Origin of the sequence: Streptomyces mangrovisoli (assembly GCF_000974985.2) — a bacterium.
Classification (GTDB): Bacteria; Actinomycetota; Actinomycetes; order Streptomycetales; family Streptomycetaceae; genus Streptomyces; species Streptomyces mangrovisoli.
Genome location: NZ_LAVA02000067.1, coordinates 77,466 through 85,395 on the forward strand (window position 1 = coordinate 77,466; position 7,930 = coordinate 85,395).

Genomic DNA, 7,930 nt, shown 5'->3' on the forward strand with positions numbered 1-7,930 from the left:
GCGGGACGGGGCAGCCCGCTTCACCCGGAGGCGAACGTCCCCGTCCGCACCGCCCACGACCCGATCACCCTGTTCCCCTCACCGCCCTCACCCCTGCCAGCAGCAGCGATGACCAGCAGCCCGCCCGGAGAGCAGATCGAGCCTCCCGCGCCGACCGACGTCGAGCAGCGCGAGCTTTCCGCGCCGACCGAGACCGGTCAGCACGAGCCTCCCGCGCTGACCGAGATCGAGCAGTACGGCGTCGAGCGGATCCCGGACGCCGATCGCACCGCCACGCCGTTCGACTCTTCCGGGTCGCCTTCGGCGGCGCCAACACCTTCGCCACCTGCGTGCTCGGCGCCTTCCCGATCCTGTTCGGGCTGTCGTTCTGGCAGGGTCTGGCCGCCACCGGGCTCGGGCTCGTGGCCGGCGCGCTCATCCTGGCGCCGCTCGCGGTGTTCGGTCCGCTCAACGGCACCAACAACTCCGTGTCGTCCTCGGCGCACCTGGGTGTCCACGGCCGGGTCGTCGGCTCCTTCCTCTCCCTGCTGACCGCGGTCGCGTTCTTCTCCATCTCGGTGTGGTCCTCCGGCGACGCGCTGGTCGGCGGCGCGCACCGGATGTTCCACCTGCCGACCGGCGAGGGCGTCTACGCGGTGGCGTACGCCCTGTTCGCCGTGCTGGTGCTGGCGGTGTGCATCTACGGCTTCCGCTTCATGCTGTTCGTGAACAAGATCGCGGTTGCGACCGCGTCCCTGCTGTTCGTCCTCGGATTCTTCGCCTTCGCCGGCGACTTCGATGCGGGGTACCAGGGCAGCTTCCAGTCGCTGAGCACGCCGGGGTTCTGGCCCGCGTTCATCGGCTCCGCGCTGATCGTGCTGTCGAATCCGGTCTCCTTCGGCGCGTTCCTGGGCGACTGGGCCCGCTACATCCCCGCGGACACCCCGCGCCGCCGGGTCATGGGCGCGGCCTTCCTCTCCCAGATCGCGACGATCCTGCCGTTCTTCTTCGGCCTGGCCACCGCGTCCATCATCGCCGCGAAGGCGGGCGGCTTTCTCGACCCGAGCGCGCCCGACTACGTCGGCGGTCTGCTGGCCGTCTCGCCGTCCTGGTACTTCGTGCCGGTCTGCCTGCTCGCCCTGATCGGCGGCATGTCCACCGGCACCACCTCGCTCTACGGCACCGGCCTCGACTTCGCCAGCGTCTTCCCGAAGTTCAGCCGTGTGCAGGCGACCGTGCTGGTGGGCGTGTTGTCGATCGGCTTCATCTTCCTGGGCCGTTTCGCCGCCAACCTGTCGCAGTCCATCTCCACCTTCGCGACACTGATCATCGTGTGCACGGCTCCCTGGATGATCATCATGACGTTGGGCTACGTCACCCGCCGAGGGTGGTACGACCCCGACTCGCTGCAGGTCTTCAACCGCCGCCAGAAGGGCGGACGGTACTGGTTCACGCACGGCTGGAACTGGCGCGGCATGGCCGCCTGGCTGGCCTCCGCCCTGGTCGCGGTCCTGTTCGTCAACCTGCCGGGCCAGTTCGTCGGGCCGCTCGGCGACTCCGCCGGCGGAGTGGACATCTCCCTGCTCGTCGGGCTCGGCCTGGCCGCGGTCGTCTACCTCGCGCTGCTGTGGATCTTCCCCGAGCCGCGCGCCGTCTTCGGCCCCGAGGGCCCGCGCCTGGTCCGCGCCTCCGACGCCGCGGTCCCGCCCATCACCGAGGCCGACGGCACCGCCGTGCGCGAGGCCGACCCGGTGGGGGTGTGACCGCCGTGCGCCTGATCGACCTCTCCGTGCCGCTGGCCACCGGGATGCCGGTCTACCCCGGCGATCCGCAGGTGCGCATCGGGCCCGCCCTCACCATGGAGCGGGACGGCATCAACGTCCTGCACCTCGACATGGGATCCCAGTCCGGAACCCATGTCGACGCCCCCTCGCACATCGACGACGCCCTCCTGACGCTCGACCAGCTGCCGCTGGAGCGGTTCGACGGCCCGGCCCACGTCGTCGACGCCCGCGGTCTCGCCCCGCGCACGCCCATCGGTGCCGAGGCGTTCGCGGACGTACCCGACGGGTGCATGGTGCTGATCGCCACCGGCTGGTCCGCCCACTGGGGTACCGACTCCTACCTCGAACACCCCTACCTCACCGAGGCGGCGGCGGTCCTCCTGGTCGCCCGCGGGGTGCGGACCGTCGGCATCGACGCGCTCAGCGTCGATCCCACGCCCGCTGAGGACTTCCCCGCCCACCGGGTGCTGTGCACGGCGGGCGCCGTCATCTCGGAGAACCTCACCAACCTGGGCGAGGTCCTCGACGCCCAGCAGGCAGGTCACGGCGTGCACGTCAGCCTGTTCCCCCTGAGCCTGCCCGGAGCGGACGGAGCCCCGGTCCGCGCCGTGGCCCGCGTCACGGAACCGGCCCCGCCCGCCGACACCGTATGACACTCCGTTCCCGCTCCTGACGGACACCAGGGCCCGCCGCACCCCCGTGCGGCGGGCCTTCGTCGTGTTCCCGGCACCGGTAACCCGGCTCCACCGACGCGTGGCCGAAGCCCGCCCGAGCCGCCATGAAGCGGAGTGAGAAATTCAGGCGAAGCGGGTGTCGTAGTCCGCGCGGTTGGCGAGCACATCGTCCATCTGTGGACGTTCGCGATATTCCCCAGGGGTAAGTTCACGTAATTCCCCAGGACCCCGCTTCGTCGGGGACAGGCGGTTCGCTCGTTCAGAGGTCCAGGCGACGTTCGGGCGTCGATGGATCGGCTGCTGATCCGTAGCGCAGAGTCACGTGCGCTGGGCGGAAAGGGAGCTCGTGCAGGACTGGTGCCATCACGCTGTAGAGGGCATCGGCGTCAGGGCCGTAGGCGTAGAGAGCGACCTGGCCACCTCCGAACTCGTTGCCGTCGAACTCACCGACGCCGGCCTGGTTGATGGCCTTGGTCAAGCACTCTTGGGCCTGGCGGACGGTGGTCCGCTGGTGCGGCTCGCCGAAGCCGTCATTGGCCAGTTGGTAACGCGCGATGACGGCCTGCTCGGCATCGGATACTGCGTCGTCGGTGTCAGTCATGCGGGAACGATCTCATCCCGGGCTGACACCATCGGCGGCAGCTCGATCTAGGCGACGGCGGGCTTGGCAGGCTTCTCGGTCGGGTTCTTGGGGCGCTTGTTGGGGCGGTAGCTGGGTCCGTTCATGATCACCTGGTGACTGGTGTTGATCAGCCGGTCCAATAGGGACTCGGCGACGACGGGGTTCGGGAAAAGCGGATACCAGTCACTGGGCGCCCTGGCGGACCGCGAGATGACCGAGCGCTTGCGCGATGTGTGTCTTTCCGACCCCGACCGGCCCGAACAGAATTACGGACTCGCCCGCGTGGAGCCAACGCAGGGCCCCAGGTCGCGGATCTGGGCCGCGGGGAGCTTGGAGGAGGCGGTGAAGTCGAACTCCTCCAGGGTGACCTGCTGCTCGAACCTCGCTCGCTGCAGCCGCCGCTGGAAGGCGACGGTCTCGCGGCGGGTGATCTCGTCCTGGCAGAGGACCTGGAGGAAGTCCAGGTGTCCGAGTTCGCCGCCATGGGCCTGGGCCAGGCGGGCGTCGAGAGTCTCCAGCATGCCCGACAGCCGAAGCGACTTGAGCGACTCTCGCAGGGCCGTGTCCATCACGCTCATCGGGCGTCCCCTTCACCTTCGGCGTGGACCTGGTCCCGGCGGAGCTCGTCCGCCGGGACGGGTGGTGCGACGGAGGCGAACAGCTGCTGGGGCCCGTGGAGGAAGGCCGCGGCGCCCGCGTCGCCGGTGGTTTCGGGTTCGGGGTCGGTCTCGGTGCCGGCGATCAGGATGCCCTTGACCGTGCGGTAGGACGGGTCTCCGACCGAGATCGCCTTCGAACAGGCCGCTTCCAGGCGGGTGTCGCCGTACTTCTTCCGCAGTCCGAGGATCCCCTGGGCAGCGCGGAGCCGGTAGAGCGCGTTGACCTCCAGCAGCTGGTCGATCACCTCCCGGCAGGCGTCCCCCACCTCGGATGCCTGGGTGCGGCACCAGATCGGTGTGCGCATCTGGAAGGCGATCTTCTCCGGCGGGTAGTCGCTCTTGTCGGTGCGTTTTCCCTGTTCAAGGGCCGCGTGGGTCTTGACGAGGTCGCCGTCGAGGAAGACCTGGACCATCGTGTCGGTGGAGCGGACGTCGACCTTGCGGCCGATGAGCTTCCAGGGCACCGAGTAAAGGGTGCGGCCGACCTTGATGTGAATGTCCGGGCCCACGGTCGCCGTGGACCAGCGGGCCAACACGAACGGGGTCGGCGGCAGCGGCAGCAGCGAGCACCCCTCCAGGGCCTCGAACACCGCCAGCGGGGCGGCCCCGCCCAGCGGCCGGCACGGCCTCCGCCCTGCGACTTCACGATCCCAGGTGACGGCCTCGGCCTGCATGTGCTCGATCGAGGTGAACTCCCTCCCACGCCAGAACGAGTCGCGGATGTAGGGCATCGGGCGCTCGACCCGCGGCTTGTCCTTCGGGCGGAGTGCGCGGGCTGGGTCCACCAACGCCCCGTAATGGGTGGCGAGTTCGGCGTATGCCTTGTTGATTTTGGGGTCGCATAGGTCGGGCTTGTCGACGCCGGTCTTCAGGTTGTCCGGCACGAGCCGGCGCGGGGCCCCGCCGAAGTAGCGGAAGGCCGCGACGTGCGCTTCGGTCCATGCGTGCTGGTCGAGGGTAAGGACTGGGCGGACGAACATGTGCCGCGAGCAGGGCAGCACCATCACGAAGGCCCAGACCCGGTGGCGGGTGCCGGTGCGCGGATTGATCCACTGCCCGAGGAAGCCGTAGTCGATCTGGGCCTCCTCGCCAGGTTCGATGTCGTCGCGCAGAACGGTGACCTGCGATCTCATCGACTCGTCGGGCAGTGTGGCATGGACCCAGCGGCGGAACGAGGAGATCGACACGTCGAGCTTGTGTTCGTCCCGCAGTCGCTGGTGGATCGTGGTGACCGTCACCGTGCCGAGGAGGCTCTCGATGTAGTCGCGGTGTTGGTCGATGTCGGCCCAGGTGATCTGCCGCAGCCGGGAGTTCACCAGGCTTGGGAACCAGGCCCTGCTCAGCTTGGCCCAGTCCGCCTCGCTCATGGGCGGCCCGCCCGGGGTCATTCCGGACGCCTCCGCCGGCGCCAGGTACTTCCTGATCGTCTTGCGATCCAGCCCCAGAGACGCGGCCAGTTCGCTCTTGGAGCGGCCCGCGTACCAGTGGACGTAGATCTCGGTGATGTCAACCACGACGAACGTTCTCCTTGCCATCCGGGCAGACCGTCGGCCTTCCGACCCGGGCCGAGGGCCGCCCACCGCGAGCTCCGCGATGACCAGGTCCCTCGATCCCGAACTCCGCCGTACCCATGGCCAATTAGGAGAATTCGGGATGAGGAATTACGTGATCGTCAAACCACCCAAGATGGGGAAAAACTTGATCGCCGACACCATCTCCCCGATCGTGTCCGTGCAGAACATGTACAACCTCGCGCACCGTCGTGACGACGAGCTGATCGACGAGCTCGCCGAGGCGGGCATCGCCTACGTGCCCTTCTTCCCGCTCGGCGGCTTCACCCCGCTGCAGTCCTCGGCGCTCACCGCCGTGGCCACCCGGTTGGAGACGGCCGCGATGTCGGTCGCACCGGCCTGGCTGTTGCAGCGCTCGCCGAACATCCTGCTGATCCCCGGCACCTCCTCGGTCGCGCACCTGCGCGAGAGCATCCTCGGCGCCGGGCTCACGCTCTCCGCCGAAGACCTCGCCGAGCTCGACAAGATCGGCCGCTAGGGCGTGCCTTGGAGAGATCTCGAGCGGTGTATGGCCGGCAGGTTCGGTCGGCTGACGCCGGTCGGCCCGGCCCTCGCGCGAGCCCATAGAGTCCGTGGATGAGGTTTCGCAGAGCCCTTCTCGCCCTGTTCATCGTGCCGGTCGTCGTCGGTCTGTTCCTGATAGCCCGGGGAGCGTGGGTGCCGGACGGCGCGCAGTGCCCGGGAATGATGGTGGACGACGAGAGCGAGGAGCGGTCCGGCCCGATGAGCGAGAAGGACGTCTGCGACGTCTACTCCTACAGGACGAACCTCTCCTACGGCACTCGGACCCGCATCCAGCAGCTCAACTACCAGGATCAGCAACGCGGCCACTACTACAAGACCGGCGTGCTCCTCACCGGCTACGGCCTGCTGGGCTCCGCTGTCGTGGTCGCCGCCGCATGGCCCTGGCGACGCGAGCTGGACGCGGCCTGAGTCCTGGACGTGCTCCCCGGGCCCTGGGCCAGGGCGCACGCCACCTGCGGCTTGCGGCAGTCGTCAGCAGGAAGGCACCCCCACCGACATGGCTCGGACGGGGAAGGAAGTCCAGGGGCCTGAGGGGCGCCGAACGCGCCTACCAGACTGCTGTCGATGCAGGCTGACACGCCCTGGGGCTGTGCGGTTCGGTGACGAGACGGTCCTGTACGGGGTGTCAGGAGTCGCTCCACCAGCGAGGCGTCGGTGTACCGTCCGGGTCCAGTCCGTACTGCCACAGCTCCTTGAAGACTCTCCTGATCGCGGCGAGCCGCGACATGGCACGGGTGTCGCCGTGGTCGGCGGCTCGCCGTGCCAAGGACTCGACGCCTTGGCTGTCTCCGTCGGCTTCCCGGCAGAGGACGAGGTGGACCAGAGCGCGGGTGTTGCCGTGCGCGTAGGCCTGCAGATACAGGTCTTCCGCGCCTCGGCGGTCCCCGGCCTCCTCCCGGTGCACCGCCAGAGAAACCATCGCGTCGGTGTTGCCATGCTCCGCGGCCTGTCGGTAGAGGCTTTCGGAGCCTTCGCGGTCCCCGGCCGCTGCCCGCATTTCAGCCAGCCGGTAGAGGGCTCGGGTGTCGCCGTGGTCGGCGGCTTGCCGTGCCAGGTCCTCTGCGTCGCCACGGTCCCCGGCCTCCTCGCGGTTCACCGCCAGGCGGTACAGGGCGCGGGAGTCGCCGTGCTCGAGGGCCTGTCGTGCCAGGCTTTCAGCGCCTTGCCGATCTCCGGCCTCGCCGCGGCTCTCGGCCAGGCGGACCAGGGCGCGGGTGTCGCCGTGTTCGAGGGCCTGCTGGTAGAGGGCTTCGGCTCCTTTGCGGTCGCCGGTCTCCTCCCGGAGCTGGGCCAGACGAACCAGGGCGTACGGATCGCCGTGGCGGACGGCTTCTTGGTAGAGGGTTTGAGCGCCGTGGCGGTCCCCGGCAGCCTCGCGGTTGACGGCCATGCGGTACAGGGCATCGGTGTCGCCGTGTTGAGCGGCCTCGCGGGCAAGGTCTTCGGCGCCCTCCTGTTCCCCGGCGGCCTCCCAGATCTCGGACAGTCGGGCGAGGGCGTCGGGCTTGCCGTGTTCCGCGGCCTGGCGTGCAAGGGCCTCGGGGCTCTGCCGTTCCCCGGCCTCTGCCCGCATCTCGGACAGCCGGACCAGCGCGCCGGCCTCGCCGAGGCCGGACGCGCAGCGTGCCAGCTCTTCAGCCGCTTGACGGTCTCCGGCGGTCTCGCGGTTCACGGTGAGGTGGACCAGGGCGCGGGTGTCGCCGTGGTCGGCGGCTTGTCGGTAGAGGTCTGCCGCACCCTCTCTGTTCCCGGCGGCCTCCCGGCTCAGGGCCAGGTGGACCAGCGCGTCGGCGTTGCCGTGCTCGGCGGCTTGCCGTGCCAGGGTTTCGGCGCGGTCATGCTCCCCAGACCTTTCCCGCCGCTCGGCCAGGCGCACCAAGGCGCGGGTGTCGCCGTTGGCCGCGGCCTGTTGGGCCAGGGTTTCCGCACCTTGAGGGTCACCACGCTCCTCGCGACCCAACGCCGCGCGCACCATGGCACGGGCGCTGCCGTGTTCGGCGGCGCGGTGTCGGAGGTGATGGGCCCATTGCAGGCGGTGCCTGATGTCGGCCGCGTCGGCGAGGCTGTTGAGTTCGTCGGGGTGGGTGGAGCCTCCCCCTGAGTGGTGGACACGCTG

At 69.5% G+C, this 7,930-nt stretch carries 5 protein-coding genes and 3 pseudogenes; 4 read left to right on the forward strand and 4 right to left on the reverse strand.

The window, feature by feature from the left end:
- Window positions 1-216 precede the first annotated feature (216 nt).
- Window positions 217-1,742: pseudogene (locus WN71_RS26250) on the forward strand (purine-cytosine permease family protein).
- Window positions 1,739-2,416 (forward strand): cyclase family protein, encoded by a 678-nt coding sequence (locus WN71_RS26255; RefSeq protein WP_240529768.1) that lies wholly within the window; start codon window positions 1,739-1,741, stop codon window positions 2,414-2,416. The pseudogene WN71_RS26250 and the gene WN71_RS26255 overlap by 4 nt, the downstream one beginning before the upstream one ends.
- Window positions 2,417-2,696: 280 nt before the next feature.
- Here the strand turns inward: WN71_RS26255 and WN71_RS26260 are convergent, their stop codons facing one another.
- The 3 genes and pseudogenes from WN71_RS26260 to istA all read right to left on the reverse strand — a co-directional run bounded on the left by WN71_RS26260 (window position 2,697) and on the right by istA (window position 5,232).
- On the reverse strand, window positions 2,697-3,038 hold the full coding sequence (locus tag WN71_RS26260; protein WP_046592056.1) for a hypothetical protein: 342 nt from the start codon (window positions 3,036-3,038) through the stop codon (window positions 2,697-2,699).
- Window positions 3,039-3,085: 47 nt separating this feature from the next.
- Window positions 3,086-3,637, reverse strand: a pseudogene (locus tag WN71_RS43270) (ATP-binding protein).
- Window positions 3,634-5,232, reverse strand: coding sequence for an IS21 family transposase (gene istA / locus WN71_RS26275; protein WP_046592058.1), 1,599 nt, complete (start codon window positions 5,230-5,232; stop codon window positions 3,634-3,636). Before istA ends, WN71_RS43270 begins: the two are co-directional and overlap by 4 nt.
- A gap of 190 nt (window positions 5,233-5,422) precedes the next feature.
- Between istA and WN71_RS26280 the strand changes: the two are divergent.
- Window positions 5,423-5,767, forward strand: a pseudogene (locus WN71_RS26280) (aldo/keto reductase); the annotation flags it as partial.
- A 98-nt stretch (window positions 5,768-5,865) separates the two neighbouring features.
- On the forward strand, window positions 5,866-6,222 hold the full coding sequence (locus WN71_RS26285) for a hypothetical protein (RefSeq protein ID WP_046592059.1): 357 nt from the start codon (window positions 5,866-5,868) through the stop codon (window positions 6,220-6,222).
- A gap of 217 nt (window positions 6,223-6,439) precedes the next feature.
- On the opposite strand, the gene WN71_RS40180 is transcribed toward WN71_RS26285, so the two are convergent.
- Window positions 6,440-7,930, reverse strand: a 1,491-nt coding sequence (locus WN71_RS40180; RefSeq protein ID WP_143074880.1) for a tetratricopeptide repeat protein, incomplete at its 5' end; no start/stop codon positions are given.

What these genes read in the sequence shown, in the direction of transcription:
- WN71_RS26260 (WP_046592056.1), bottom strand. Translation starts at nt 3,038, where the DNA reads ATGACTGACACCGACGACGCAGTATCCGATGCCGAGCAGGCCGTCATC.
- WN71_RS26285 (WP_046592059.1), top strand. Translation starts at nt 5,866, where the DNA reads ATGAGGTTTCGCAGAGCCCTTCTCGCCCTGTTCATCGTGCCGGTCGTC.